Annotated in this window: 21 protein-coding genes and 4 pseudogenes; 12 read left to right on the top strand and 13 right to left on the bottom strand. The window is 69.9% G+C overall.

Annotation, left to right across the window (positions count from 1 at the left end):
• Positions 1–9 precede the first annotated feature (9 nt).
• A pseudogene (locus ACW9PK_RS04615) lies at positions 10–677 on the top strand (transposase); the annotation flags it as partial.
• Between the two features lie 32 nt (positions 678–709).
• On the opposite strand, the pseudogene ACW9PK_RS04610 reads toward ACW9PK_RS04615, so the two are convergent.
• A pseudogene (locus ACW9PK_RS04610) lies at positions 710–1,999 on the bottom strand (ISL3 family transposase).
• Positions 2,000–2,101: 102 nt separating this feature from the next.
• Between ACW9PK_RS04610 and ACW9PK_RS04605 the strand changes: the two are divergent.
• Positions 2,102–2,701: pseudogene (locus ACW9PK_RS04605) on the top strand (IS3 family transposase); the annotation flags it as partial.
• Positions 2,702–2,736: 35 nt separating this feature from the next.
• Positions 2,737–3,882, top strand: a complete 1,146-nt coding sequence (locus tag ACW9PK_RS04600) for a glycerol-3-phosphate dehydrogenase/oxidase (RefSeq protein ID WP_019310328.1) — start codon at positions 2,737–2,739, stop codon at positions 3,880–3,882.
• Between the two features lie 241 nt (positions 3,883–4,123).
• Here the strand turns inward: ACW9PK_RS04600 and ACW9PK_RS04595 are convergent, their stop codons facing one another.
• The 4 genes and pseudogenes from ACW9PK_RS04595 to ACW9PK_RS04580 form a co-directional block, all read right to left on the bottom strand.
• Positions 4,124–5,500: a Dyp-type peroxidase gene (locus tag ACW9PK_RS04595; RefSeq protein ID WP_019310329.1), complete on the bottom strand. Its 1,377-nt coding sequence runs from the start codon at positions 5,498–5,500 to the stop codon at positions 4,124–4,126.
• Positions 5,500–6,210 (bottom strand): hypothetical protein, encoded by a 711-nt coding sequence (locus tag ACW9PK_RS04590; protein WP_019310330.1) that lies wholly within the window; start codon positions 6,208–6,210, stop codon positions 5,500–5,502. The genes ACW9PK_RS04595 and ACW9PK_RS04590 overlap by 1 nt, the downstream gene beginning before the upstream one ends.
• 23 nt (positions 6,211–6,233) lie before the next feature.
• Positions 6,234–7,313: a catalase family protein gene (locus tag ACW9PK_RS04585; protein ID WP_019310331.1), complete on the bottom strand. Its 1,080-nt coding sequence runs from the start codon at positions 7,311–7,313 to the stop codon at positions 6,234–6,236.
• A gap of 82 nt (positions 7,314–7,395) precedes the next feature.
• Positions 7,396–8,685 (bottom strand): annotated as a pseudogene (locus tag ACW9PK_RS04580) (ISL3 family transposase).
• 203 nt (positions 8,686–8,888) lie between these two features.
• Here ACW9PK_RS04580 and ACW9PK_RS04575 point away from each other — a divergent pair.
• The 3 genes from ACW9PK_RS04575 to ACW9PK_RS04565 all read left to right on the top strand — a co-directional run bounded on the left by ACW9PK_RS04575 (position 8,889) and on the right by ACW9PK_RS04565 (position 10,058).
• Complete coding sequence (locus ACW9PK_RS04575) at positions 8,889–9,446, top strand: hypothetical protein (RefSeq protein WP_457016753.1); 558 nt, start codon at positions 8,889–8,891, stop codon at positions 9,444–9,446.
• A gap of 4 nt (positions 9,447–9,450) precedes the next feature.
• Positions 9,451–9,657, top strand: a complete 207-nt coding sequence (locus ACW9PK_RS04570; protein WP_035964387.1) for a hypothetical protein — start codon at positions 9,451–9,453, stop codon at positions 9,655–9,657.
• 194 nt (positions 9,658–9,851) lie between these two features.
• The gene (locus tag ACW9PK_RS04565; protein WP_457016750.1) at positions 9,852–10,058 is read left to right on the top strand and encodes a 2Fe-2S iron-sulfur cluster-binding protein; all 207 of its coding nucleotides are present in this window, start codon (positions 9,852–9,854) and stop codon (positions 10,056–10,058) included.
• Positions 10,059–10,139: 81 nt separating this feature from the next.
• On the opposite strand, the gene ACW9PK_RS04560 is transcribed toward ACW9PK_RS04565, so the two are convergent.
• The 3 genes from ACW9PK_RS04560 to ACW9PK_RS04550 all read right to left on the bottom strand — a co-directional run bounded on the left by ACW9PK_RS04560 (position 10,140) and on the right by ACW9PK_RS04550 (position 14,244).
• Positions 10,140–10,652 (bottom strand): nucleoside deaminase, encoded by a 513-nt coding sequence (locus ACW9PK_RS04560; RefSeq protein WP_193520097.1) that lies wholly within the window; start codon positions 10,650–10,652, stop codon positions 10,140–10,142.
• A gap of 422 nt (positions 10,653–11,074) precedes the next feature.
• Positions 11,075–12,802 carry a thiamine pyrophosphate-binding protein gene (locus ACW9PK_RS04555; RefSeq protein ID WP_457016747.1) on the bottom strand — a complete coding sequence of 576 codons (1,728 nt, stop codon included), beginning with the start codon at positions 12,800–12,802 and terminating at the stop codon, positions 11,075–11,077.
• Positions 12,799–14,244 (bottom strand): sodium:solute symporter, encoded by a 1,446-nt coding sequence (locus ACW9PK_RS04550; protein WP_144999192.1) that lies wholly within the window; start codon positions 14,242–14,244, stop codon positions 12,799–12,801. The genes ACW9PK_RS04555 and ACW9PK_RS04550 overlap by 4 nt, the downstream gene beginning before the upstream one ends.
• 214 nt (positions 14,245–14,458) lie before the next feature.
• On the opposite strand from ACW9PK_RS04550, the gene speB reads away from it, so the two are divergent.
• Together speB and ACW9PK_RS04540 are read left to right on the top strand one after the other, a co-directional pair.
• Positions 14,459–15,493, top strand: coding sequence for an agmatinase (gene speB / locus ACW9PK_RS04545; protein WP_457016745.1), 1,035 nt, complete (start codon positions 14,459–14,461; stop codon positions 15,491–15,493).
• Positions 15,493–16,677: an aminotransferase-like domain-containing protein gene (locus ACW9PK_RS04540; protein ID WP_085108594.1), complete on the top strand. Its 1,185-nt coding sequence runs from the start codon at positions 15,493–15,495 to the stop codon at positions 16,675–16,677. Before speB ends, ACW9PK_RS04540 begins: the two co-directional genes overlap by 1 nt.
• Here the strand turns inward: ACW9PK_RS04540 and ACW9PK_RS04535 are convergent.
• Positions 16,643–18,175: a CoA transferase gene (locus ACW9PK_RS04535; protein ID WP_457016742.1), complete on the bottom strand. Its 1,533-nt coding sequence runs from the start codon at positions 18,173–18,175 to the stop codon at positions 16,643–16,645. The two genes, ACW9PK_RS04540 and ACW9PK_RS04535, sit on opposite strands and share 35 nt — an antisense overlap.
• A gap of 17 nt (positions 18,176–18,192) precedes the next feature.
• Between ACW9PK_RS04535 and ACW9PK_RS04530 the strand changes: the two genes are divergently transcribed.
• The gene (locus ACW9PK_RS04530; protein WP_085108500.1) at positions 18,193–18,666 is read left to right on the top strand and encodes a MarR family winged helix-turn-helix transcriptional regulator; all 474 of its coding nucleotides are present in this window, start codon (positions 18,193–18,195) and stop codon (positions 18,664–18,666) included.
• Between the two features lie 6 nt (positions 18,667–18,672).
• Here ACW9PK_RS04530 and ACW9PK_RS04525 read toward each other — a convergent pair whose 3' ends face one another.
• Positions 18,673–19,287 carry a malonic semialdehyde reductase gene (locus ACW9PK_RS04525; RefSeq protein ID WP_193520092.1) on the bottom strand — a complete coding sequence of 205 codons (615 nt, stop codon included), beginning with the start codon at positions 19,285–19,287 and terminating at the stop codon, positions 18,673–18,675.
• 134 nt (positions 19,288–19,421) lie between these two features.
• Here ACW9PK_RS04525 and ACW9PK_RS04520 point away from each other — a divergent pair, with 134 nt between their 5' ends.
• Both ACW9PK_RS04520 and ACW9PK_RS04515 read left to right on the top strand, forming a co-directional pair.
• A complete protein-coding gene (locus ACW9PK_RS04520) occupies positions 19,422–20,030 on the top strand; it encodes a LysE/ArgO family amino acid transporter (RefSeq protein WP_193520091.1) in 609 nt (202 codons plus the stop codon).
• A gap of 32 nt (positions 20,031–20,062) precedes the next feature.
• Positions 20,063–21,127 (top strand): hypothetical protein, encoded by a 1,065-nt coding sequence (locus ACW9PK_RS04515; protein ID WP_457016739.1) that lies wholly within the window; start codon positions 20,063–20,065, stop codon positions 21,125–21,127.
• A gap of 114 nt (positions 21,128–21,241) precedes the next feature.
• Here the strand turns inward: ACW9PK_RS04515 and ACW9PK_RS04510 are convergent, their stop codons facing one another.
• The 3 genes from ACW9PK_RS04510 to ACW9PK_RS04500 are packed head-to-tail and all read right to left on the bottom strand — an operon-like array spanning position 21,242 to position 25,086.
• Complete coding sequence (locus ACW9PK_RS04510; RefSeq protein ID WP_457016737.1) at positions 21,242–22,870, bottom strand: dihydrolipoamide acetyltransferase family protein; 1,629 nt, start codon at positions 22,868–22,870, stop codon at positions 21,242–21,244.
• A 3-nt stretch (positions 22,871–22,873) separates the two neighbouring features.
• Positions 22,874–23,884 (bottom strand): alpha-ketoacid dehydrogenase subunit beta, encoded by a 1,011-nt coding sequence (locus ACW9PK_RS04505; protein ID WP_457016735.1) that lies wholly within the window; start codon positions 23,882–23,884, stop codon positions 22,874–22,876.
• Complete coding sequence (locus ACW9PK_RS04500) at positions 23,884–25,086, bottom strand: thiamine pyrophosphate-dependent dehydrogenase E1 component subunit alpha (RefSeq protein WP_457016733.1); 1,203 nt, start codon at positions 25,084–25,086, stop codon at positions 23,884–23,886. Before ACW9PK_RS04500 ends, ACW9PK_RS04505 begins: the two co-directional genes overlap by 1 nt.
• Before the next feature lie 369 nt (positions 25,087–25,455).
• On the opposite strand from ACW9PK_RS04500, the gene ACW9PK_RS04495 reads away from it, so the two are divergent.
• Positions 25,456–25,911: an Lrp/AsnC family transcriptional regulator gene (locus tag ACW9PK_RS04495; RefSeq protein ID WP_457016731.1), complete on the top strand. Its 456-nt coding sequence runs from the start codon at positions 25,456–25,458 to the stop codon at positions 25,909–25,911.
• The last annotated feature ends 81 nt before the right edge of the window (positions 25,912–25,992 follow it).

Raw genomic sequence — 25,992 nt, 5'->3', positions numbered from 1 at the left:
CCAGGAATCATGGCCAGGAAGAACTACTCCGAGGAGTTCCGTCGTCAGGCCGTCGACTTGTACGAGTCCACCCCGGGCGCCACGGTCCGCGGCATCGCCGAGGATCTCGGCATCGTGCGCGGCACGCTGCGGCACTGGCTCGAGGTCTACGGGACCGGCAAGAAGACCGCCGCTGACGGGACATTGACCTCCAGCCCACTGCAGTCCAAGCCGTCGCCGACAAGCCCTACGGGTCCCGCCGGTGAGACGCCTGAGCAGAAGATCGCCCGGCTCGAGGCCCGGGTCAACGAGCTCGAGGTCGAGACGACGAAGCTGACCACCGAGCGGGAGATCCTCCAGCGGGCGGCCAAGTATTTCGCTGGGGAGACGGGCTGGTGAGTCGCTTCCAGTTCGTCGCCGACAACTCCGCCACCTTCGAGGTGAAGCGACTGTGTGAGCTCGTCGAGATCGAGCGCTCGTCCTACTACGTCTGGCTCAAGACTGCCCCGGCCCGAGAAGCCAGGGCAGCTGACGACGCGGCGCTGGCAGAGCGGATCAGGGCTGTCCATGCCGAGGACAACACCCAGGGTGCGCCACGGATCACCGCCGAGCTCAACGACAGCGCGCCTGCCGGTGAGCGGGTAAACCACAAGCGCGTCGCCAGGGTGATGCGGCTGCAAGGAATCCGGGGCTATGTGGGCTCTTCAACTTTGAGCGTGGTGCTGGGTGTTCACGCCGCGATCGGTCGGGGCGCATAGCCAATGATGCGGCATCTGTAGTTCCGATGGTTGCGGTACCCGCGCCCGACCCTCTTGATCGTCTTGGCGGTCAGGTTCGCCGCCTCGGTGCGAGCGTTCGTGACCCTGGTTCGGCAGAAGGTGAGCAGCTCACGACGCCAGGCCAGCAGGGTCCGGAACAGCGCGGCCGGCTCGGGCAGGTGGGTGGCTCGCACGGCGCTCTCAAGGCGGGCCCAGTGCCGCTGGAAGGAGGGCGTGTCGGTGGCGGTGAGGACCTGGCGGACGTGTTCCTTGATGCCCCACGCGACGGCCAGCTCGACGTCCTCGGCCAGGATCTGCTGCAGCTTGGTGCGCTGCCGGACGGTGAGCCGGTCACCGGCGCAGGTGAGCAGCTTGCGGTACTTCCACGGGGTGTCGGTCGCCCGCCCTCGGCGCTCGTGCAGCTCCCACACCCGGCGCCTCCTCACCTTGGTGACCATCTCGTTGGCCAGCCGCACCACGTGCCAGTGGTCCACGCTGACCTTCGCCCGCGGTAGTGCCTTGCGGACCGCGGCCCGGAACTCACTCGACATGTCCAGGGCGACGACCTGCACCCGCCGGCGCCACCACCGCGGCCGCGCCGCGAGCCAGGAGGTGACGACCTAGCCGCGGCGGCCGTCGACGACGTCCAGGATCGCGCCGTCGTCCAGGTCGGTGAACACGATGGACTACGGCTCGACCCGCTTCACCGCGTGGGTGTCCGGGTCGCGCAGGTAGCGCACGGTGCGGAACCGGTGCTCATCGATCCCCAGGTGCCGCACGTGCCGGCGGTCCACGCCGGTGTCCAGGTCCAGGGTGGTGGTGAGCATCCGCATCACCGTGGGCCAGGACAGGTGCGCCTCGTGCGCGACCCGGGACACCGCCCGCGGCTCGGCCCGGCAGGCGGATATCACCTGCTCGGTCAGCCGGGTCGTGACCCTCGCCCGCGCGGGCAGCTGCTCGGTCTCCTCGGTGAACGACCGCCGCGGGCACAACGACTCACGGCAGGCGTAGCGGCGCTTGCGCACGAGCACGTCGAGCCGCTCACCCCCGCACGGCACGTCCTTCACGCGCTGGGTAGGTCTTGCCTGGATCCGCGAGGACAGCACCCCGCAGGAGGGGCAGACGCCCTCGCTCGTGGTCGTCTCGATCAGCACCTGCCGCGGTTGCTCAACGCCGACGCCAGGGGTGGCCGAGACGACTCGGTAACCGGACAGGTTGAACAGGATCGACGCCGCATCGACGTCGAACGTAGGCTTGTGCACGCTCGCGGTCCTCGCTCATGAGATGTCTAGACAACACCCATGCTGGCGTAGGGCCGCGAGCCCTACTTCAGGGCCCCACCACGCTCAAAGTTGAAGAGCCGCTATGTGAAGAAGCGGCGGGTGCGGACCACGATCCCCGAACCGTCTGGCCAGAAGTACCCCGACCTGCTCAAGCGCGACTTCACCGCCCCGGCGCCAGGGCTGCGCTACGTCGGCGACATCACCTATCTGCCGATCGCCGACGGCACGAACCTCTACCTGGCGACCGTGATCGACTGCTACAGCCGTCGGCTTGTCGGGTGGGCCATCGCTGACCACATGCGTACCGAGCTCGTCGAGGACGCGTTGAAGGCCGCCGCCGCAACCCGGGGCACCCTCAAGGGCAGCGTATTTCACAGCGACCACGGGTCGGTCTACTGCTCGAAGGACTACGCCAAGCTCTGTCGCAAGCTCGGCGTCACCCAGTCCATGGGCGCCGTCGGGTCCAGCGCGGACAACGCGTTGGCCGAGTCGTTCAACGCCACCATGAAGCGCGAGGTTCTCCAAGACGCCGCCTGCTGGAGCAACGAACTGGTCTGCCGCCGGCAGGTCTTCAGGTGGCTCGTCCGCTACAACACCAAGCGACGCCATTCGTGGTGCCGCTACGTCCCGCCGGTCCTCTACGAGACCGGCAACACCGCTACGCTGCCGACGGCTGCGTAATCACACCCCGTGTCCAAGATCCGGGGGTAGGGCCCTTGCGCGGTGCCGTCTACTACACCGACGGTCAGCTCGAGGACGACGCCCGCCTCGTGATCGCGCTGGCCCGCACCGCCGCGGCGCACGGCGCGGACGTCCTCACCCGGTGCGCCGCGACCGACCTGCGTGAGGACCGACTCACCCTCACGGACGAGACGACGGGCGAGAGCGTCGAGGCTCGGGGCACGGTCGTCTCGGCGACCGGCGTGTGGGCCGGTGAACACGACCCGTCGTTGCGGATCTCGCCGAGCCGCGGATCCCACCTGGTCGTGCGGGCCGAGGCGCTCGGGTGTCCCAGCGCCGTGTTCACCGCGCCGGTGCCGGGTCACTTCGGCCGGTTCGTGTTCGCTCTGCCACAGAGCGACGGCCTCGTGCTCGTCGGCCTCACCGACGACGCCGCTCCCGGGGTCGACGGCATCGCTCCGCCGGTGCCGGAATCCGACGAGGACTTCCTCCTCGCCACGATCAACCGCGCGCTGGAGCGCCCCCTGACCAGGCAGGACGTGGTGGGCCGGTTCGCCGGGCTGCGGCCGTTGGTGCTGCCGACTCCGTCGGGCGGGTCGACGGGAGGGACGAAGAGGCGGATCGGGAGGCACGGGTTCGGGGAGAGGCGCGAGCACGGCGCGTCGGGGGATCTGTCGGAGGGCGCGGAGCGCGCACTCGTCGAGGCGGGCGCGACCGCCGACGTGTCCCGACGGCACCTGCTCATCGACGAACCTGGCCGGCCCCTGACGATCGCCGGGGGCAAGCTCACGACCTATCGCACGATGGCCGAGGACGCCGTGGACGCCGCCTGCCGTCGTCTCGGGACGGACCGGGAGTGCCGGACGAGGACGCTCCCGCTCGTGGGCGCGGCGCCGCGGGAGGTGCTGGCCCGTCTCGAGGAACCGACCCGTCTCGTGCGCCGTTACGGCACCGAGGCCGGTCGTGTCGCGGAGTTGGGCCGTCGGTACCCCCGGTTCGCGGGCCCCGTCGCCGAGGGCGTCGCCTACACCGGTGCGGAGATGCTCTTCGGCGTGCTGGCGGAGGGCGCCCTCACGGTGGAGGACCTCGTCGAACGCCGCACCCGCACCTCCTTCGTCGAGTCCGCCGTCCCCGCCGCCCGCGAGGTCGCCGCCCAGGTCCTGGAACTCGCGACCACCTGACCCCCGCCCCCCGGATGACGTCATCGATGACGTCATGCGGGGTGAGGAAGGGGGCAGGGGGGCCATCGACACGGCTGAGCGCGTCGAGCGCGTGCTCGCCCTCGTGAGGTCCGAGGGCGCGGACGGCCCCAGAGCCACGGCGTTCCAAGTCGAGAGGCCCCCTCCCGGGTTGGGAGGGGGCCTCTCGTTCATCGCCGGTGCGGACGACCGGGCGAGCACCGGTCTCGATCCGCCGGCCTGGTCAGCTCTCCCAGCCCGCGTCGGCGATCCAGCGCAGGGCGGTGAGGGAGGGCATGAACATGTTCTGCCCGCCGCGGAGGCGGTTGAACGTCGTCACGCCGTCGACACGGCGGCGCACCGGCTCCGCGGGGATGGTGAACACGCCCGGCTCTTCGTGGAGGCCCACGACGGGGTCTCGTTCCGTGCCGAGGTCGATGAAGTTGCCCCGGTTGATCCACTCCTGCTGGAGGAATTCCACCGTGTCGTAGGCGCGGGCGCTGATGAAGATGAACACGATGCCGCGCGATCCGTCGTCGTCCGCCGCCGTGACGTCGCGGGTCCACTTGGGGCCGAACGTCGAGGAGCGCCGGATGATCCGGTGGATGTTCTCGTCCGAGAGGATGGTGAGCTCTGAACCGCGCGGATTGAGACGACGGGAGTGGGCCGCGTGCGGACACACGAACCCGGTCGCGTCGTCGTCGTAGTCGAAGTCGTTGTTGCGCATCGGGTCGGCGCCGAGCTCGGGATCGTCGGCCTGGGGGGCCAGCTCGAGCGGCGCTCCGGAACGCCACCGTCCGACCATCTTCGCGCCGAGCCGGTCCTGCGCCTCGACGCTGTCGCCGTGCTCCCGCAGGAAGTCGTTCCACGCGCCCACGCGACTGTCGTACTTGCGGAACACCACGAACGAACCGTTGCGGCCGAGGACGTCAGGACTCGGCATCGCGACGGGCGCGCCGGTTTCGCTGTCCTCGCCGAGGATGAACTCGCCCGCGGCGATCGCCGGACCCTCCCCGGGGAGGGCCTCGACGCCCGCACCCGCGACGACGGGCTGGCTGATCGAGTCACGGAACCCGAACGGGTTCTCGGCGTCCTCGTCGGCGCCGAAGGGGTGCGACCGCAACAGGGTGACGCCGGGGGTGTCGTCGAGGACGCCGAGGGCCTTCGACCTCGCCTCCTCGAGGGCCTCCTCACCGTCGGCGTAGATCGTCACGGCGATGTGGAAGTCGTCTCCGCGGTACAGCTCCTCCCACGTCTCCGGCGCGTTCTCGCCGGTGTCGCGGAGCTGCTCCGCCCGCGCGGCCATCCCCTGACGGAACGGCAGGGGGAAGCTCGAGAGCGACTCCTCGGGGAGTCCGAGTGCTGTGAGGCCGTCGTGGCTGAGGGCGACCCCGGTCCACGCGTGCAGCTCCTCGGTCCAGTCTTTCGCCGAGGGCACGTGGTCGACGAGCTTGCCGAGCAGGGCGCGGCCACCCTCCGCCTCGTCGATGCGCAGCGCGGCGTGGATGCCGACGTACGGTTCCGGGCGCGAGCGCAGGATGAGCGCCTGGATGTCCTCGAGGTCGACCGTGACGCGTTCCTGCCGGAACCGTTCGCGCAGGTGCTGCAGCAGCCCCGCCATCAATAATCCACTCCCTCGGGCGTCGACAGCGCCTTCGTCAGCTCGGTGAGCGCCTCGCGGGTCGTCGCGTCCATGGCGGAGTTCTCCGCCATGCGGTCGAGGAAGGTCTGCAGAGCCTTGTCGGTGCGCTGGTAGCGGCGCACGTCGACGACGGTGGCCTGCGGATTGGCGACGAACCAGCCGGCCGCATCGATCTGGTGATTCGCGATGTAGTCCTTGACGTCGGGCGAGTCGATACCGGGCCACCCCTCGACGTTGGCGAACAACAGGTCCATGAGCTCGGGGATCTTCGTCGCGAAGTCGTCGATGTAGGTGTCCCAGTCCCCGTCGTAGGCGGTCGCGAAGAGGATGCGGGTGTCGTCGTCGAGGAACACGAACCGCATGTTGTGCAGGGTGGAGACGCGCTGGGCTCCGTCGAAGTTGCCGCCGGTGAGCGAGAAGATCCGGCGAAGGCGGTTGGCGCCACCGGGCTTGAGGTCGGCGATGGCGGTGAGTTCGGAGACGTTGCCGGACTGGATGCCCGCGCGGCCGGCGGAATGCGCCGTGCCCTCGAGGTCGGGTTCGCGGTCGGCGAGGATGGCCTCGGCGGCGATCCGACCGATCTGCGGGGCGTCCTCCGCGATCTCGCCGATGAGGCGGCGGAGTTCCTCCAGCTTGGATTCGTGTGCGATGCGGGGGTCGCCGGTCGTCGTGTCGGAGTGGTCGGTCACGGTTCTCTCCTCCGGTTCGGAGTTCAGGTGGGGATCTCGGTGAGGGCGTCGGGCTCGTGGCGCGTCACGTCGTTGAGGTGGTGACGCTGCACGGAGGACGACTCGTAGGCGAGCTTGCGCACGCGCATGATCGACCCGAGGGGCCGATGGGCCTCGACTCCGTTCCACGGGTTGAACGCGAGGTGGTCGTCACCGGCGACCCGACGGGCGGGTCCGCCGACGTCTTGCGGGTCGAAACGGACCGTCGCGACCACGCGGAACGGGGACTCGTCCTCGTCCCAGAGCACGGCGGCGTCCTCGACGGGCATGGTCTTCAGGTCGGTGCACAGCTGCGCCCGCAGCTCGTACGTCGCGCCCTTGGTCATGAAGTGGCGGACGACCGCGGTACGCATCGCGTCGAAGTCGTCGCCGACGTCGACGCCGGTGAGCTCGGCGACCTCCCCGGTCGGCGCGAGGGACATCTTGGCGACGTGGTCGCCGTAACGGATCGCGGCCTGGGTGTAGAAGGTCTCACCGAGCATGTGGGAGTAGTCGTTCGCGAGGCCCTGGACGGTCGCGCCGGGGGTGCGACCGAGTTTCTCGGTGATCGAGGCGATGCCCCGGGCGGCGGCGGAGACCGCCTTCTGCGCGGCGGCCGGGTTGCTCGCGTTCTTCTCGAGGATGTCGAGCATGTCCTCGTACTTGGTCACGGTGCCGAACGCGAGCGTCGGGAAGTTCACCATGAGGAAGTCCTGGTTGGCGCCACCGAGGTCGGGGGACAGGCGCTCGCCCTCCACGCCGATGATCTTGAGCGCGAAACCCCGCGGGGCAGGGATCTCGTCGGAGTGGATGTCGCCGGGTGCCGACGAGAGGCGGGCGACGACCTCGTGGGTGCCGGGGGTGGCGAAGATGCCCTGCGCGAGCTCGTGCGGCAGGTCGTCGTGGACGGTGAGTTGCCCGGTGATGATCGCGTGGCTCTTGGCGTGCGCGTCGCGGTGGGCGTGGCGGTGACGGTCGGCGTTCTCCGCCTGGGTGGCGGCCATTCGTTCGACGATTCGCTGGGAGATCTCGGCCTCGTTCTCGACGGGGACCTCGACGTCATCGTGGTAGCGGATGGGGTTCATCGGTATGCCTCCTCGACATCGCGACAACAATATTGTACTGGACTCAATTTGGCTCTTCAACTTTGAGCGTGGTGCTGGGTGTTCACGCCGCGATCGGTCGGGGCGCATAGCCAATGATGCGGCATCTGTAGTTCCGATGGTTGCGGTACCCGCGCCCGACCCTCTTGATCGTCTTGGCGGTCAGGTTCGCCGCCTCGGTGCGAGCGTTCGTGACCCTGGTTCGGCAGAAGGTGAGCAGCTCACGACGCCAGGCCAGCAGGGTCCGGAACAGCGCGGCCGGCTCGGGCAGGTGGGTGGCTCGCACGGCGCTCTCAAGGCGGGCCCAGTGCCGCTGGAAGGAGGGCGTGTCGGTGGCGGTGAGGACCTGGCGGACGTGTTCCTTGATGCCCCACGCGACGGCCAGCTCGACGTCCTCGGCCAGGATCTGCTGCAGCTTGGTGCGCTGCCGGACGGTGAGCCGGTCACCGGCGCAGGTGAGCAGCTTGCGGTACTTCCACGGGGTGTCGGTCGCCCGCCCTCGGCGCTCGTGCAGCTCCCACACCCGGCGCCTCCTCACCTTGGTGACCATCTCGTTGGCCAGCCGCACCACGTGCCAGTGGTCCACGCTGACCTTCGCCCGCGGTAGTGCCTTGCGGACCGCGGCCCGGAACTCACTCGACATGTCCAGGGCGACGACCTGCACCCGCCGGCGCCACCACCGCGGCCGCGCCGCGAGCCAGGAGGTGACGACCTAGCCGCGGCGGCCGTCGACGACGTCCAGGATCGCGCCGTCGTCCAGGTCGGTGAACACGATGGACTACGGCTCGACCCGCTTCACCGCGTGGGTGTCCGGGTCGCGCAGGTAGCGCACGGTGCGGAACCGGTGCTCATCGATCCCCAGGTGCCGCACGTGCCGGCGGTCCACGCCGGTGTCCAGGTCCAGGGTGGTGGTGAGCATCCGCATCACCGTGGGCCAGGACAGGTGCGCCTCGTGCGCGACCCGGGACACCGCCCGCGGCTCGGCCCGGCAGGCGGATATCACCTGCTCGGTCAGCCGGGTCGTGACCCTCGCCCGCGCGGGCAGCTGCTCGGTCTCCTCGGTGAACGACCGCCGCGGGCACAACGACTCACGGCAGGCGTAGCGGCGCTTGCGCACGAGCACGTCGAGCCGCTCACCCCCGCACGGCACGTCCTTCACGCGCTGGGTAGGTCTTGCCTGGATCCGCGAGGACAGCACCCCGCAGGAGGGGCAGACGCCCTCGCTCGTGGTCGTCTCGATCAGCACCTGCCGCGGTTGCTCAACGCCGACGCCAGGGGTGGCCGAGACGACTCGGTAACCGGACAGGTTGAACAGGATCGACGCCGCATCGACGTCGAACGTAGGCTTGTGCACGCTCGCGGTCCTCGCTCATGAGATGTCTAGACAACACCCATGCTGGCGTAGGGCCGCGAGCCCTACTTCAGGGCCCCACCACGCTCAAAGTTGAAGAGCCGGGAAAGTGGCCGGATGGCCATTGTCCGTGGACCATGGGGTTCCTAGGCTGGGGTCCACATCATCGTCCACGCGAAAGAATCGATATGGATGCCGTAGGTGGGATGGTCCGCAGGACAGCGGGAATCACGCTCCTTGCCCTGCTGTTCCTCGCCCTGTTGGTGACGAATTCTTTCGCGTCGGAGCCGGTGTCCACGACGAGTGCGCAACCGGTGACCACGACAACGGCGGAATCGATGGGGATATCCGCATCCGAATACGCCCGGATCGTGCGAGCAGCCAACGCCGCGGGCATCAGCGAGACGCAGGTTGCCGCGGACATCGACTACGCGACCCGGACCACCACACCCCACCGTTTCCCCGGGGTGGTGAGCATGAGTGCATCGGCCCAGGTCAACGGCTGTTCGAACCCCGTGCCCGGCCATGGCTACCAGAACGCGCTGTTCAACGCCGACTGCAACGCCCACGACGTGTGCTACTTGGCCGAGGGTGACGCTGGCCGCTCCCGCGCGCAATGCGACAGCGAATTCCGCAATGCCATGAATGCCACCTGCACACGCACCTACGTGAGCACGGGCATCGAACACAAACGCTGCATCGGCACCGCCAGTTATTACTACTGGATGGTCAGGGCATTCGGCGCACCCTATTTCAAGGGATAGGACCATGAAGAAATTCAAGGGAGAAATCATCCTCGCCGTCAGTGGCGCAGTCTTGATTCTGTGTGCCTGGGTGTCCTACGTGAGCGCTTCCTGGTTCCCGGAGGCCACCCTGTCGTCCCCGGCCATCCCCTTCTTCCTGCTGATCCTGGCCGGCACCGTGTTCGTGTTGTGCGCCGCCAGTGGGATCGGAAAGCTCATCAACAAGGACTGAGGGCGGACCCCGCGCATTGCGCCGACATGTGATCTGGGTTTCCTTGAGGGAAGCCTACGGCGGGTCCTGCATCGGACTATCTACCGGGCGAGCAACCAAGAAATGCACTGGTGCGACACCAGGGAGCTCCCGGAACAGCTGAGGATCCACACTCCACGTCGTGACCGGTGGCTTGTCACGAGGACTTCAGCGCCATGAGCGAGATCCAATTGACCATCAACGGTCGGCAATGTGGGTTCAACGACGTCAGCCCCCACACCCGACTGCTCGACTTCCTGCGGGAACGCGGACTGACCAGGGCCAAGGAAGGCTGCGCGAAGGGCGAGTGCGGGGCGTGCGCCGCCCGGACGAGATCATCCGCGCGATACGTTCGGGTGCCAGCCCCGCGGTCTGGCCGATGATGAGGGGGCGGCAACGATCGCGCCGTACATGGTGAGCACGTGTTGTGCTCCGAATGCGGTGGTGCAGTGGATGGATTCGGGTCAGTACGCGGTGCGGGAGGTGTTGGCCGCCCATGTGTCGAAGGGTTTGGTGCGGTTGTCGATGCCCACGTGGCGCACGGGCAGCAGTTCGTCCCGCTGGGCCCGGGTGGCGGTGAAGAAGTCGTAGAACACGGCGTCGTCGAAGCCGCCGTCCGCGGCGTCGTGGCGGTCCGCGGCGAAGTACACGGCGTCCAAGCGCGCCCACAGCGAGGACGACAGGCACATGGGGCACGGTTCGCAGCTCGAGTAGAGCACGGCGCCGCTGAGGTCGTACGTGCCCAGGGCGGCGCACGCGGCACGGATCGCGGAGACCTCGGCGTGGGCGGTGGGATCGTTGTCCGCGGTGACGCGGTTGACCGCCGTGAACTCGCGCCCGTCCGCGGTCACGACGACGGCGCCGAACGGGCCGCCGTCCTCGGAGGCGTTGCGCACGGCCACGTCGATCGCGCTGCGGAGGTGGCGTTGCACGGAGGCGTCGGCCGGGGCCGAGGTGGTGTGGTTGGGAGGGGTCATGGTGCTTCCTGTCATGGGTCTTAGATTGCGGTGGTGAGAATCAGGGGGAGTCGCTCTTGTAGACGCGATGGATCTGGCCGGTGTCCGTGAGCTCGCTGCTCTCCACGCGACGGCGCGTCTCCTCCACCAAGTGGTCATCCACGATGGCGGTCTCCTAGCTGTACAGCTAGGAGACCTCATGCCTCGCGACGGCCAGTGAGTGCCCACTCCTGGATCCAACGGATGACTCACGTGATTGCGGCGCGAGCGCTGGATGCGCCTTTGCTTTTACTCCGTCGAAGCAGATTTCTGCCGCCCTGCGTGCATTCGCTCCACTAGAAATGCCCAGGGAGGTGGAAAGGGCAACGTGACGGTCGAGCCGGTGAAGCATGCGCCTCCGTCCGGCCGCACGCCTCACCCGGCCGCGCCCCAGGCGGGCACGCTCAGATCTTGAGGTGCACCAAACTCGTCCCCTTGGTCTCCAGCGCCGTGCGCACCGTGTCCGCGAGGATGTCCATGCTCGCGGAGAGGCCAGTGGCGCCGAAGCCCTCGGCCAAGCGCACCCAGTCCGGCTGCACGAGGTCCACACCGAGCGGCTGGATGGAGCGGTCCACCATGTTCTGCCGGATCTCCCCGTAGCCGCCGTTGTCCACGCAGATCACGGGCAGGTCCAGGCCCAGTTCCACCGCGGTCATCAGTTCCTGGATGGAGAACATCAGGGCGCCGTCCCCCACGAGGCACACCACCGGGCGCTCGGGCGCGGCCAGCTTGGCGCCGATCGCCGCGGGCAGGCCGTAACCCAGCGTCGCGTACGTCCCCATGTAGAGCAGGGAGTGGGGAACGGGTGCGCGGAAGAACGTGGTGGATCCCATGTAGGTCACCTGGGACGAGTCGCCCGCCAGGATCGTGTCGTCCGGGACCACGTTCATGATGATCTCGTTGAGCGCCGCGAGCTCGGGGGCCCACGTGCGGCCCTCCTCGTCCATCGCATCGAAGACCTCGCGCAGGTCTGGTGCCGTCCGCGCGGAGGGCGCGACGTCGCCCGCCGCATCCGAGCCGGCGACGTCGCCCGAGCCGGCGGCGTGGCCGGGCCCCCCGGCGTCGGCCCGCGCCCGCAGACCCGCGAGCAACTGGGGGACCACCGCGGCGGAGTTGCCCGGGACCTCGACGTCCGGGGTGAGGTTGCAGAGCATCTGGTCGCGCATGATGTCCACGCGCACCACGGGCCCCTGCGGGGTGATGTCGCCGCCCCACAGCTCCGCCTCGCCCACCTTGGAGCCGATCACGAGCAGGGCGTCGCGCGAGCGCAGGAACTCGTGGGCCGTGCTCAGCCGCAGGTCCGCGCCCAGGGAGAGCCGGTGTTTTTCGGGGATCGCTCCCTTGCCGTTGGTCGTGGTGATCACGGGTGCCTCGAGCAGTTCGGCCAGCTCGAGCAGGTGCTCCCCGGCGGCCAGGGAACCACCGCCGGCCAGGATGACCGGGCGCTCACTCGCGGCGAGCGCCTCGACGGCCGCGGCGACGTCGGCCTCCGGTGCCGGCGCGGGCTCGCCCAGGGGGCGGGGTGCGGTCGCGGACTCGGGGACGTCCGCGGGGGCCTCAAGGATGTCCAGGGGGATCTCGATGTGGATGGGCCGCGGCCGGGAGTGGGCGAAGTCGCGCATGGCGTCGTGGATCATGGTCACGGCCTCGGCCGCAGAGGTCACGCGCCGGGACACCCCCACGATCGCATTGACCGCCGCGGACGGGTTCTTGGTCTCGTGCAGCGAGCCGATGTCCCGGAAGTCGTGTCCCACGGGCCGCCCCGGGGAGAGCAGGATCATGGGCCGGGACTCGGCGTACGCGGTGGCCGCGCCGGACAGTGAGTTGAGCAGACCGGGTCCGGAGGTCGTGATGACCACGCCGGGCAGCCCGCGCACCTGGGACCAACCGTCCGCGCCGTAGGACGCGCCCTGTTCGTGGCGCGTGGTGATCGGGCGGATCCCCAGCTCGCGCAGCGGCCGGTAGAACTCGAGCGAGTGCGTGCCCGGGATGCCGAAGACCGTGTCGATCCCGTAGCCGCGCAGCGTCTCCAGGACAGCGCGGGCCGTGGTGCGCTCGGGGTACGACGACGCCGCCCCCGCCGGGTTCTCGAACCCCCCGGGGGCGGCGGTGACCGTGTTCTCGTTGCTCATGCCTTGGACTCCTGAATCCGTCGGTTCCATTCCTGACTGACGTCGGACGGGGTGGGCCTGCTCATGAGTGACACCGCCACGAACACCACTGCGGAGGTGATCAGCCCCATGTAGATGGGTGCGTTGGCGAGCACCCCGAAGACCATCATGCCCGCCACTGTGGCGACGACCCCCACCCCCATGGACCACATGGCGCCGGCCGCGGTGGCGCGCGGCCACAGCAGCCCGCCCAGGATCGCGACGAGCAGTCCGCCCACCAACAGGTCGTAGGCGATGGTCAGGGCCACCACGGTGGAGCTGACCAGCATGGACATCACGGTGATGAGCAGGCCCACGACCACCACGTAGACGCGGTCCTTGAGGACGGAGGCGTCCTCGGAGCGGGAGCGGGCGACGTCGGCGTCGGACGCCCCGAACAGGCCGCGCAGCGTGGGGACCACGTCCACGCGCGCCACGGTGGCCGCGGCGATCGTGGCCCCGGAGGCGGTGGACATCATGGCCGCGACGCCCGCGGCGAGCACCACACCACCCAGGCCCACGGGGACGTGCTGCTGGGCCATGGTCGCGAAGGCCTCGTCCGGCATCTCGAGGGTGGGAAGAACGGCGGCCGCAGCGGTGCCGATCAGGGCGCCAGCCACGCCGTACAGGGCCACATACCCGGCGGAGATCACCCCGCCCCAGCGGGCGACCCCGGGGGAGCGGGCGGTGAACACGCGCTGCCAGATGTCCTGCCCGATCAGCATGCCGAATCCGTAGATCACGAACTGCGTGATGATCCCCTGCAGACCCATGGCGCCCAGGTCGAAGAAGGAGGAGTCCAGCCGCTCACGGATCCCGGACCACCCACCCCCGGCGGCCAGCGAGAACGGCAGGAGGATCGCGAAGATCCCCACGGTCATGAACACGAATTGCATGAGGTCCGTGAGGGTGATGGACCACATGCCACCGAGCACCGAGTATGCGATCACCACGGCGCCACCCAGGAGGATGGCCCACGGCCGGGAGATCGGGAACAGGACGGAGAAGATCGCCGCGTACGCCGCGGTGGAGGTCACCGCGATCATGATCGTGTACGCGAGCATCACGAAGGAGGACGCCGTGGCCCCGCCCTTGGCGCCGTAGCGCAACTGCAGCATCTGGGAGACGGTGAAGACCTTGAGCGACTGGATGCGCGCGGCGAAGAACAGACTCAGGACCCCCAGGCCCACGGCGATCGCCACCACGAGCCACATCCCGGAGATCCCGTACTGGTACCCGAGACCCACACCGCCCACGGTGGAGGCGCCGCCCAGGACCACGGCGGCCATCGTGGAGGTGTACAACCCCGTTCCCAGCCGGCGCCCGGCCACCCGGTAATCGGTGGCGGTGCGGGCGCGGCGTGCCGCCCACAGCCCGATCACCACCATGGCGATCAGGTACAGCACGATGACCAGGACGTTCACGGGGGTCTCCTCGACAGAACTCGGGGTGTCCGCGCGCGCGAGCGGATGCGCTCGTGGGCGGGGTGGTTGGCACTAGGGTTTTATGCACCAGGTCACAAAAAGTATCACCGCGGTGGCGGTTCACGCCGCCGCGGGTGCCGTGTTCGTGGGAACCACGCCCCGAGAATCGCGGTGCACGTCCCCGGGCGATCCCCGGGAGGTAAGGAGTTCAGCAGTGGAACCGGAACGCGTCGTCGAAACCAATGCAGCGGGTGAGCAACGGGTGGGCCCCGTCAACGCCGCCCTGACACCGCGGTGGGCCGGGCCGGCCACGTTCGCGCGGTTGCCCCGCACGGATCAGGTGGAGCACACGGACATCGCCGTGGTGGGCGTGCCGTTCGACTCGGGCGTCTCCTACCGTTCCGGTGCGCGCTTCGGTCCGAATCACGTGCGCGAGTCCTCCCGGTTGCTGCGCCCCTACAACCCCGCGCAGAACCACTCGCCGTTCGCCCACCTGCAGGTCGCGGACGCCGGGGACATCGTGGGCAACCCGTTCGACATCCCCGAGGCCATCGCGTCCATCGAGACCGCCGCCAAGGAGCTCATGGGAGAGTCCACCAAGGTCGTGGCGATCGGCGGGGACCACACGATCGCGTTGCCGCTCATGCGCGCCGCCCACTCACGGCACGGCACGATCGCGCTGTTGCACTTCGACGCCCACCTGGACACGTGGGACACCTACTTCGGTGCCGAGTACACCCACGGCACCCCGTTCCGCCGGGCGTTCGAGGAAGGCATCATCGACACGGACGCCGTGATGCACGTGGGCACCCGCGGGCCCCTCTACGGCACCCAGGACCTGGACGACGACGCCCGCTTCGGTTTCGAGATCGTCTCCTCCGCGGACGTCATGCGCTCCGGCGTGGACGCCGTGGTCGCGGCTCTGCGCGAGCGCGTGGGGGACCGCCCGCTGTACGTCTCCCTGGACATCGACGTCCTGGACCCCGCCCACGCACCCGGCACCGGCACGCCCGAGGCCGGTGGCATCACGAGCCGCGAGGTCCTCGAGATCCTGCGCGGTCTGCGCGGGCTGGACGTCGTCGCGTGCGACGTCGTGGAGGTCGCCCCCGCCTACGACCACGCCGAACTGACCGGGATCGCCGCGGCCCACGTCGTCTACGAGCTGATCTCGCTCATCAGCCTGGGCGCCGGCGCGTCCGCGGACGGCCCCGCCTATGGCATTTCGGGTGCCCGTTACGGGGGCCAGTGATGAGCGCGTTCGCGTCCCGCGCGGGGGAGTTCCGGCCCTCCCCGGTGCGCGCGGTGTTCGAGACGGCCATGGACCCCTCGGTGGTGTCCCTGGCCGGGGGCAACCCGGATCTGTCCGTGCTGCCGGGCGGGACCGTGGGGGATCTGGCCGCGCAGCTGATCCGTGAGCGCGCCGGTGAGATCCTGCAGTACGGTTCCGGCGCGGGGACCGCGGGCCTGCGCGAACTGAGCGTGCGGCTCATGGCGCGGGGCGGGTCCACGGTCACGGAGGCGGACGTCCTGCCGACCACCGGGTCCCAGGCCGGGCTGGACCTCGTGACCAAGCTGTTCTGCGACCCCGGGGACGTGATCCTGGCCGAGGGCCCCACCTACGTGGGTGCGCTGGGCGTGTTCGGCGCGTACGAGGTGGACGTGCGTCACGTCCCGGTGGACGAGCACGGCATGGACCCGAGCGCCGTCGCCGACGCGTTGGACGACGCCGCGGCGCAGGGTGAGCGCGTCCCGTTCGTGTACGTGATCCCCAGTTTTCAGAACCCCACGGGCGTGACCATGCCGGTGGAGCGGCGGCGCGAACTGGTGCGGGTGTGCGCCGAGCGGGACGTGATGATCATCGAGGACGATCCCTACGCGCTGCTGTCCTTCGACCGCGCGCAGCCCCTGGCCTCGATGCACGGGATGGACCCGGAGCACGTGATCCACCTGGGCAGCTTCTCCAAGATCTTCGCTCCGGGGCTGCGGATCGGCTGGATCGCGGCTCCCCCGGAGGTCAGGGGCCGGTTGCAGATCGCCGCGGAGTCCGTGGTGATCCACCCGTCCAACCTGGCACAGTCCCTCGTCACGGCGTGGGTGGGTTCCGAGCACTGGGAGCCCACGCTCGACAACGCTGTGACGCTGTATCGCGAGCGCTGGGAAGCCATGGACGCGGCGTTGACCGAGTTCATGCCGTCCTCCGTGCGGTGGACCACGCCCACGGGCGGGTTCTTCACGTGGGTCACGGCGGACGAGTTGGTGGGCAAGGACGTCCTCGCGGAGGCGATCGCCCATGGGGTGGTGCTGGTACCGGGCTCGGCGTGTTACATGGACGGCCGGGACTCGGACGCGGTGCGGCTCGCGTTCTCCGGTGTTGCTCCCGCGCGGATCCGGGAGGGCGTCAAGCGGTTCGCGCAGGTGCTGCGGGACCTCTGACGCCGTCGTGCTCGCACTGCGGTGCTTGCGCCGGAGGCCGAGCGCCGTCGACGCGGACCGGCGACGGGACGTACTCGAGCATCCCGTGGTCGGTGGGCGCGGTCAGGGTCGCGGGGGAGAGATGGGCGTCCTGCGCCGTCCGGAGAGTGCGCGCATCCAACAGGGCCCGCGCGGTGCGTTCGAGGGACACCCGTGCGTGGCCCGCGGTCCCCGTGGCGAGCAGCGCGCAGGCCGCGGCGGCCATGCCGTAGCCCGCGGTGTGGTCCAGGGCCTGGACCGGTAGGGCCCCGGGGCGCCACCTCCCGTGCTCGTCCCGCGCACCGTAGTGATGGGCGATCCCCGTGGCGGCCTGGACGATGCTGTCGAATCCACGCTGCCCGCCCCGGGGGCCGGAAGGCTCCCACGCGCTGAGTTCCACGTGGACCAGGTGGGGGAAGCGGTCGCGGATGCTCGCGGCGGCGAGACCGAGATCGGTCAGGGAGCCGGGCCGGTACCCCGTGAGCAGGACGTCCGCGGCGTCCAGGGCGTCGGCCAGATCCTCCGCCCGCGCGGGATTCGCCAGATCCCACGACACGCAGCGCACCCCCGAATCGGTGTCCAGGTGCTGGCCGAGCAGTTCGGGCAGGGCGGGCGGGTCGATGCGCAGCACGTCCGCGCCCAGGGCCGCCAGGAACTTGGTGGCCGTGGGGCCCGCGATCACCCGGGTCAGGGAGACCACGCGTACGCCCGCCAGGGGAGTGAGCGACGCCGTCCCCCGCGCTGCCGCGAACGGGCCCTTCGCGGAACCGGACGGACAGCCTGCGGAATCGGACGAACGGGTCGACGCGCCGGAACCGGCACGGTCGAACAGTCGGACGGGGATGTCCGCCGGGGTGAGCTCGAGCCACGGCCCCGGCTCGGACGCCGCATCTGCGCGCCATTCCTGCTCCGTGGCCACGCGAGCGGCAATGCCGCTTTCGGCGACGATCCGGGACTCGGCCTGCTCCCCGGTGAGCTGGGCGAGGGCGGGTGCGAGGGCGTCGTCGTGCGTGATGTCCAGGGCGCGGAACAAACGCTCGCGGTGGTGCGGGTAATTGGCGTGCGTGCGCAGCCAGCCGTCCGACACGGGGAAGAAACCGGAACACGGGGCGAAGCCGGGCAGGGACTGCCCGCCGAGGCGGAGGTGGGAGACCGAGCCGAACGCCGCGATGACCTCCGGCAGCCGCGCCGTGATGACGCTGTCCCGATGGCCCATGGTGCGGGCGAGCTGCTGGGCGCCCGCCACTGCCAGCCCCACCCCCGAAACCGCCAGCCGCTGGACGTCCAACGGCCCGGACCAGTACCGACCACTACCGTGCACCGCAGCCGCCGCGTGCTCGCTCGCGCGCGGGAGCAGCCTGTCGAGGGCCGAAAGGATCTCCTGCATGCCGCTGCCTCCCGGGGCCGGAACCGTGGGCCACGATTCAAGCACACGGGCGCGCTCCGCGGGGTTCACGCGGGAGGAGGCCGTACCGCGCATGCTTAGGATTGTGAGTCATGGACTCCTCGCACGCTCCGGCCGCCGACGACCGCCGAGCCCGCATGCTGCGCAGCGCCGCGCGACTGCGTGCGGTGCTGCGCCAAGGGGTGTACTTCCTACGCAGCATGGAGGGGGCGCGGGAGCTCACGAGTCAGCAGATCAGCTTGTTGACCATGCTCAAACCGGGCGGTGCCCGCATGACGAGCATCGCCTCGAACCTCGGGGTGCGCACCCCCACGGCCACGCAGAGCGTGGACCGGCTGAGCAAGGCCGGACTCGTGCAACGCGATCCGGACCCCACCGATGCGCGGGCCGTCCTGGTGTCGCTGACCCCGCAGGGGGAAGAGGTGCTCGCGCGTGAGGATCAGCACCGCAGTGAACGGGTCGCGGATGTGCTGTACGAATTGAGTGCCGAGGAACTCGACCTCCTGGACGCCGCGCTGCCGGTGTTGGCCAAGCTCGCGCGGGCCCAGGAGTCGAGCGGGGACTGACCCGGGTCAGAGGGTCTCGGTGACGTCGTCCTCGAGGAAGCGGGGGCCGCGCTCGTAGGCGGGGGCCACGGGGTGCCCCAGGTTCACGACCACGATCGAGCGCTTGCCCGTCCCGGCGAAGAACTCCCGGTCCACGGCCTCGGCGTCGAAACCGGTCATGGGCCCGGCGGCCAGACCCGCGGCGCGCGCGGCCACGATGAAGTAGCCCACCTGGATGTGGGAGTTGGCCTTGCCGCTGGTCAGGCGCAGATCATCGTTGTCGTCGTACATGCCCTGCAGCTGCGGGGCGGCGGGGAGGAACTCGGGGAAGCGGGTGTGCCAGTTCTCGTCGTAGGCCAGGATCGCGGTCAGCGGGGCCTTGCGGGTCTTCTCCTGGTTGCTGCCGCTCATGTGCTGGACCAGGCGCTCGCGGGCCTCGGGGGTCTCCAGCCACGTGATGCGCAGGGGCTGGGAGTTGAACGCGGTGGGGCCCATCTTGGTGATCTCGTAGATGGCGCGCTTCTCGTCCTCGGTCACGGGCTCGTCCGTGAAGTGGTTTGCGGTGCGGGCGTCGAAAAACAGACGGTCGGCATCCTCCTCGGTGATCGCGAGGGCCAAATGTTCAGCGGTCATGACGGTCATGGCACGTCCTTTCTACGGCGTCGGACACCCGGTTCATCGGGCGTCCGCAATAATTTCTTCAGAAACTATACGTGCTGTGCCGTGGCACCGTAAACCGAATGTCAGCAAGCTCACGTGGGCGGTAACTTGTTCGGGTGACTACAGCTTTCCTGCCCGGTGTCCTCACAGGCCTGGCCCTCATCGTGGCCATCGGGGCCCAGAACGCCTTCGTACTGCGACAGGGCATCCGCCGCCAACACCTGGGCGTCGTGGTGGCGATCTGCATCGCCTCGGACGTGGTGCTGATCGCCCTGGGAACCGCCGGCATCGGGTTCCTGATCGAACGTGCGCCCTGGTTGCTGGACATCTTCCGCTGGGCCGGGGTCCTCTACCTCGTGGGATTCGCCGTGCTCTCGTTCAAGTCGGCGCTGAAACCCCAGACCCTCGAGGCGGCTCAGGAGGGCGGTGGCTCACTGCGCACCGCGGTGCTCACCACCCTGGCCCTCACGTGGCTGAACCCCCACGTGTACCTGGACACCGTGCTCATGCTCGGGAACCTGGCCAATCAGCACGGTGACCACCGTTGGATCTTCGCCGCCGGTGCCATGACCGGTTCCGTGATCTGGTTCTCCGCGCTGGGCTGGGGTGCGCGCGCCCTGTCCCAGGTGCTCAACACCCCGCTGACCTGGCGGATCGTGGATGTGGGTGTGGGGCTGGTCATGCTGTTCATCGCCGTCAAGCTCGCGTTCATGCCAGGGGTCTGAGCCCTCATTGACGCGTGTGCTGGAATGGTGCCATGACGCCCACGTCCTCCTACACCAGCAGCGGAACCGGGCGTAGGTCCCAGGAGTTCACCCCGGCTGCGGCACTGTGCGGTTTCCTGGAGCACTCCGGTCGCCGGGCCGCCGAACTGAGTCCCGGCTACGAGCACGTCTGGGAGTGCGTGGCCCGCGTGACCGGCCCCGGGGACGGGCTGCAACAGGGGCTCGTGATGGCCGCGGCGGAGTCCTATCCGGCCCGGCCCACCCGCCCGGTCCTCAACGCGGTGGCGGCCGCCTTCGAGTTGCTCCGCGCGTCCCTCGAGCTCCGCGACGGCGTGCAGACGACACCCGGCGGCGCAACGCCCAGTGACCTCTCGCCCCATGGCGCGACCATGGCGCGCTCGGCCCACACCGATGCCGCCGGGGAGACCGACGAAGCCCTCGCGAGCGACCTCGCGCTGTCCGGCGCCTACCGGATGATCGCGACGTCCCACGCCCCGGAGTCCCGCCTGCTCAAGCTCCTGGACATCCTGGACCACGCCGCGTTCCACGCCGCCGCCGGGGATCGGATGGCCGCTGAACATGCCCGGCGCGCGGGTGCGGTCTCCCGCCAGGAGGTCCTCGACGCCCTGCGGATCGGCAGCGCTGTCCCGTGCTTCGAAGCACCGCTGCGCGCCGGAGCGGTGCTCGGCGGCGCCCCGACCGCGCAGGTCACGGCCCTCGCGCAGGCCGGCCGCGCGCTCGGCGTCGCCCACGCACTCGCCGGGGAGTTGAGCGCGTGCACGGGCTCGGAGGACGACGACGCCCCTGCCCGGTTCCTGACCTCCGGTCGCCGCACCGTACTGGGGTGCCTCGTGGAGTCCGGCCCGCACGGCCCCGCGTGGCGGGCGCTCCGGGAACGCTGCGCGCAGCGAACCGCTTCGCCCGACGACGTTGCCCAGGCCCGCGATTTGCTGTCCCGCTCCGGAGCGGACGCGGCCGTGGCGCGGATGGTCGAGATCGCCGTCGAGCGGGCGCGGGACGCCATGACGGCCGGGGACCTCCCCGCGTCCCTCACTGAACGACTCACGGGCTGGGCGGAGCGAGAGCTGATCCGTTGAGGTCGGCGCGGCCCAAACCGTCCCGCACGCACGACGACGGCGCGCGGACCGAGGTCCACGCGCCGTCGTCAGGAGAGCGGGGTGCCAGCAGTAGGGCACCCCGCGCAGGGAACATCAGATCCGCGCCAGCGCCCCCGCGGGGTTCTCGATGCAGTCGGCCACGAAGCGGATGAAGCCGCCCGCCGCGCCGCCGTCGCACACGCGGTGGTCGAAAGCGATCGACAGGGTCGCGACCTTGCGCACCGCGAGTTCACCGTTGACCACCCACGGCTTGTCGATGATCCGACCGATCCCCAGGATCGCGACCTCCGGGTGGTTGATGATGGGCGTGGCCCCGTCCGTGCCGAACACCCCGTAGTTGTTCAGCGTGAACGTGGAACCACTCAGCTGCGCGGGGGAGGCCTTGCCGGAGCGGGCGACGTCGATGACCTCCCGCATGGCCACCGTGAGCTCCACGGCGCTGAGCCGGTCCGCGTTGCGCAGGTTGGGCACCATGAGCCCGCGCTCGGACTCCACGGCGAGCCCCAGGTTGATGCCCTGGAACCGGGTGATCGTGCGGGATCCGTCCGGCGCGGTGTCCATGCGCGCGTTCAACTGCGGGAACCGCTGCAGCCCGGCCAACGTGAACCGCGCGATCAGCGCGAGCAGGCTGGGCGTGGTCTGCGGGACCGCGGCCTTGAGCTCGGCGCGCAAGCGCAGCAGCTCGGTGGCGTCCACGTCCACCCACACGGTGGCCTCGGGGATCTCGCCTCGCGAGCGCGTCATGGCGTCCGCAATGGTCTTGCGCACACCCTTGACGGGCTCCCGGACGGCCACGCCCAACCCCGTGCGGGGGTCCACGTCCTGACCCGTCCCACCGAGCTCCGGCGAGGACGACGGCGCCGCGGGCGGCTTCGGAGCCCCGGCCAGGCCCGCAGGTCCACCCTGAGCCCCCGGTCCACCCGGTACCGGGGGCGGCGGAACGGGTGCACCGGTCGTGAGTCCCGGGGCCGCGGGACCGGCCGTGGCCAGACCCGTGGGAGCCGGCCCGGCGGCGTCGGCCCGGGAACGCTGGTCCTCGACCTGGTCGAGCGCAGCGAGGACGTCGCGGCGCATGATGAGACCGCCCGGGCCGGTGCCCGCGAGCGCGGTGATGTCCACGCCGTGTTCGCGCGCGAGCTTGCGCACGAGTGGCGAGACGACCGTGGGGGCCATCCGGGGTGCCGCGGTCAGTGCGTCGTGCGTGTGGGCGGCCGCACCCGTGGGGGCGGCGCCGTCCGGAGCGGCAGGACCGCCGCGCTTGCGCCGACGCCGCCGGGAGGACCCCGCGGCGGACGTCCCGTAACCGATCAACACGTTGCCGGAGGACTCGTCCTCGCCGGCCTCGGGGTCGGCCTCGTCCACGGGGAGCTCGGCCGACGGGCGGGTGCCCGCGAGCTCCTCCTCGCGGTACCCGGCCCCGTAGGTGGGCTCGGGAGCGTCGTCGTCGGATCCGGAACCCGCGGCGGACTCCGGGGCCTCGATGCCGTCGGAGACGGAGATCAGCGGTTGGCCCACCAGCAGCGTGTCACCCTCGGCGCCGTGGAGCGTGTGCACCACGCCCTCGAACGGGGTGGGTACCTCCACAGCCGACTTGGCGGTCTCCACCTCCACGATCGGCTGGTCCATGGTGATGGTGTCACCCTCGGCCACGAGCCAGCGGAGGATGTCCGCCTCGGTGAGCCCTTCGCCCAGGTCGGGCAGGTTGAACACATTGATGCTCACGGGTCAGTCCTCCCATTGCAGGTCGTCCAGGGCATCCAGGACGCGCTCGGAGCTCGGGATGTGGTGGTGCTCGAAGGACGGCGAGGGGTAGGGGATGTCGAATCCCGTGACCCGCAGCACCGGTGCGGCGAGCGAGTGGAAGCAGCGTTCCTGGGTGCGCGCGGCGATCTCCGAGGCCACGGACGCGAAGCCCTGGGCCTCGGCCACGACCACGGCGCGCCCGGTCTTGCGCACCGAGGCGGCCACGGTCTCGTCGTCGTAGGGGACCACGGAGCCCAGGTCCACGACCTCCACGGACATCCCGTCCCGGGCGGCTTCCTCGGCCGCGGCCAGGCACACGGGCACGGACGGCCCGTAGCTGATCAGGGTCGCGTCACTGCCTTCGCGGGCGACGACGGCGCGGCCCTCCCGGCGCGGCAGCGTCCCGTTCTCGTACTGCGAGCGCAGCTCCTCGAGGTCCACCTGCGCGGTGGACCAGTACAGCCGCTTGGGCTCGAAGAACACCACGGGGTCCGGCGAGTCGATCGCCTCACGCAGCATCACGTAGGCGTCCGTCACGGACGCCGGGGTGAAGACCTTCAGCCCCGGGGTGTGCGCGTAGTAGGACTCGGAGGAGTCGCAGTGGTGTTCCACACCGCCCACGCCGCCGCCGTAGGGGATGCGGATGACCAGGGGCATGGACAGCTTGCCGCGGGTCCGGTTGTGCATCTTGGCCACGTGGGAGGCCACCTGCTCGAACGCGGGGTACGCGAACGCGTCGAACTGCATTTCCGCGACCGGGCGCATGCCGTTCATGGCCATACCCACCGCGGTGCCGATGATCCCGGACTCCGCGAGCGGGGTGTCGAAGCAGCGCTCGCGGCCGAAGCGCGCGGTCAACCCGTCCGTGATGCGGAAGACCCCGCCCAGGGTCCCCACGTCCTCACCGAAGACCACGACCTCCCGGGACGCCTCCATGGCGTCCGCGAGTGCGGTGTTCAGCGCCTTGGCGAAACTGACTTTCGAAACGCTCATCACGCCTCCTCTCGGGAGAGCTCGTCGGCCAGCTGAGCGGCTTGTTCGCGCAACTGGGTCGTGGGTTCGTGGTAGACGAAGCGGAACAGGTCCTGGGGATCCAGTTCCGGCTTGGAGGCCATGGCCTCGCGCAGCCGCTTGGCCATGGCCTCGGCGTGCTCCGAGATCCGTTGGGACGCGGCGTCGTCCAGCGCACCCTGGTCGGAGAGGTAGCGCTGCATGCGGGTGATCGGGTCCTTGGCCACCCACTCGCTGACCTCGTCGCGCTCGCGGTAACGGGTGTCGTCGTCCGCGTTGGTGTGCGCTTGCATGCGGTAGGTCATGGCCTCCACGAGCAGCGGACCGCCGCCCTGGCGGCACAGCTCCACGCCGCGGCCCAGGACGGAGAGCAGTGCCGCGAGGTCGTTGCCATCCACGCGCTCACTGGCCATCCCGTAGCCCACACCCTTGTGGGCCAGGGACGGCGCGCGCGTCTGCGAGGACAGCGGCACGGAGATTGCGTACCCGTTGTTCTGCACCAGGAACAGGACGGGCAGCTGGAAGACGGCCGCGAAGTTCAGGGCCTCGTGGAAGTCCCCCTCCGACGTCGCCCCGTCACCGCACATGGCCAACGTCACCGCGTTCTCGCCGCGCAGCTTGGCGGCGTGGGCCACGCCCACGGCGTGCAGCAGCTGCGTGGTCAGCGGAGTGGCCTGGACGGAGACCTTGTACTTGCGGGGGTCGTAGCCGCCGTGCCAGTCCCCGCGGTAGGTGCTCATGACCTCCAGTGGATCCACACCGCGGGACATCACGGCCACGGAGTCACGGTAGGTGGGGAACAGCCAATCGTCGTCCTCGAGGCACAGGGCAGCCGCCACCTGGCAGGCCTCCTGGCCGTGGCTGGACGGGTAGACCGCCATGCGGCCCTGTCGCACGAGCGCCATGTTCTGGTCGTTGATGCGCCGGCCCACCACGAGCTTCTCGTAGGCGTCCAGCAGGCGGGAGTTCTCCGGCATGGGGTACTCGTGGCCGGGCTCCTGACCCTGCTCGGACTCCGGGACCGCGCTGCCGTCGGGGTTCAGCAGCCGGATCTCGCTGCTCGCGGGCAGCATGTACTGCTCGGGGGTGATCCCGAAGTTCTTGGAGGCCTCCACCGCCGGATTCACGGGCGGGGTGTGCTCCTGGGCGGCGGATTCGCCACCGGCGGGGGTGGGCTCGCTCATGGTGCGTCCCTTTCTTCTCTGTGTGGAACTCGGTGGTGCCCGGCACCTCGTTCCGCGGCAGCGCGCAGCGAAGGGCGGGGTGGACACATCGTCCGCACAGTATGGAAAATTCGGCCGCCTCGTCTCCACACCGGGGGGAACTCGTGGACGAACGGCGATTCTGGGACGCTCTCATGGACAATATGCTTGGTAGTGACGTGCGTCATGCTGCTTCGTCTACCGCGTCGCGACCGGTGACGACGGCGCTCGGCGCGGCGTCGTCGTCCCGGAGCACGCGGGCCGTCGCGAAGGGGTGTGAGGCCCATGGTCATGGCGCGCGAGGCCCATGACGAGAGACCGCGGGGCACGATGACAGAGAAGGAGTGCCGGATGGCGGAGCGGGAGCGCCCCGAACTGGACGACACGGATCGGCGGATCCTGGAGGAACTCTCGGCGGACGCACGGCAATCGATGACCGCGCTCGCGGCCAAGGTCCACATCTCCCGCGCGCACGCCTACGAGCGCATCCGCAGGCTGCACGAACAGGGCGTGGTGCTGCGCTACACCGCGGTGATCGATCCCGCGCGGGCGGGGCTTGAGGCCTCGGCATACGTAACAGTGCGGTTGAAGCAGAACACGTGGCCGTCCCTGTGCGTGAAGCTGCGCAAGATCCCCCAGGTGCAGCACATCGCACTGGTGGGTGGCGCGTTCGACGTCATGCTCCTCGTGCGCGCCCGGGGCACGGCGGAACTGCGGGAGGTGATCTTCGACCGCATCCAGCCCATGCCGGAGGTCGTGGACACGCAGACGTTCCTGATCTTCGAGGACGTGGACGTCCGCGGGTGACGGAGCCCTGCCCGTGAGTGGCGTCGGATGCTCGGCATACGATCGACATGGATGGGGTGGCCGCCGCGGTCATCCACGGAT

The organism is Kocuria sp. MNB10 (assembly GCF_054073685.1).
The sequence above is the reverse complement of the archived record's forward strand: the minus strand, read 5'-3'. Positions and strand labels throughout refer to the sequence as shown.